Genomic DNA, 1396 nt, shown 5'->3' on the forward strand with positions numbered 1-1396 from the left:
GGGCTGATCATGCTTGTGCTGACGGGACTGGCGATGGCAGCGCCGGCACCGGAACGGCGCGTCGCGCTCGTCATCGGCAATTCCAGCTATCGCAACGCGCCGGCTCTGCCGAACACCGTCAACGACGCCCGCGACATGGCCGCTGCGCTGCGCAAGGTCGGCTTCGAGGTGATCGACGGCGTCGATCTCAACAAGCGCGGCATGGACGAGGTGCTGACGCGCTTCGCCCGGCTCGCGCAAGACGCAGATTCCGTGATGTTCTACTTCGCCGGTCACGGCTTCCAGTTCAACGGCGAGAACTACCTGGTACCGGTCGAGGCGAAGATCGAGGATGAGGTCGGCGTTCAATACGAGACGACGCGGCTGGCCGATGTCGTCACCGCCCTGAACTTCGCCAAGGGCGTCAAGATCATGGTGCTGGACGCCTGCCGCAACAACCCCTTCGTCAACCAGCTCGCACGAAGGCAGGCGACACGCGGCTTCTTCGTCGGCTCCGGCCTCGCGCCGGTGGCTCGGGCACAGGGAATGGTTATCGCCTACGCGACGCAGGCCAATGACGTCGCTGCCGACGGCGCCGGCCGCAACAGCCCCTTTACCGCGGCGCTGGTGCGCGAGATCGATCAGCCCGGTCTAGAGGTGGCGACCCTGTTCCGCCGTGTCCAGAAAAGCGTCTACGATGCGACCTCGGGGCGGCAGACCCCCGAACTCTCGCTGTCGCTCCTCGGCGATTTCTACCTGAACCGCGAGGAGACCGATGCGGATGTCTGGCAGCGCATCCGCTCCAGCGACGAGCCGGGCGTGTTGCGGGACTTCATCCAGCGCTACCCGGCCAGTTTCTTCGCGATCGATGCACGGACGCGTCTCGACCTGATCGAACGGCGTTCTGTCGCGACGAGCGAACGCGACAAGCTGGTGCGCGAGTTCGCGGAGCGCGAGCGGGCGTTGCTCGAAAGGCTCGAACGAGCAGAGCAGGGCCGCCAGCAGGCAGCGACCGATCTCGCCCGGCAGGAGCGCGTCGAGGCGGCCGCACCGCCTCCCGCGGCCGGCGATGCCCCGCGGGCGAGGCCGGCTCCGATCGAGCCCAAGCTGCCGGTTGCGGATACGGCAGAGCGCTCCCGTCTCGCCGACGAACTGGCCAGGCGCGAGAAGGAACTGGCTACGCTGGAGGCCGAGAAGCGGCGGCTGGCCGACGAACGTCGCGCGCTCGAGCAGGCGATGGCGGCGCGGCTGGGCACGCTCGCGCCATCGTCGATCGACCGTTCGACACAGCCGCAGGCCATGCCGGCGAATGCGCCGCGCCCGGCAGAGCGCCGTCTCGAGACGCAGGCGCCGGGCGCGCCGGGCAGGGCGAATTGCAGCGAGCTTCTGTTGCGGGCCCAGCTCGGCGAGCTGACCC

1 protein-coding gene is annotated in these 1396 nt (G+C 68.6%); it reads left to right on the top strand.

Annotated elements, in window-relative coordinates:
* Nucleotides 1-1396, top strand: a 1396-nt coding sequence (locus ACIPIA_RS16310) for a caspase family protein (RefSeq protein ID WP_400511021.1), incomplete at both ends; no start/stop codon positions are given.

Source organism: Allobosea sp. CER48 (assembly GCF_044752385.1).
Taxonomy (GTDB): domain Bacteria; phylum Pseudomonadota; class Alphaproteobacteria; order Rhizobiales; family Beijerinckiaceae; genus Allobosea.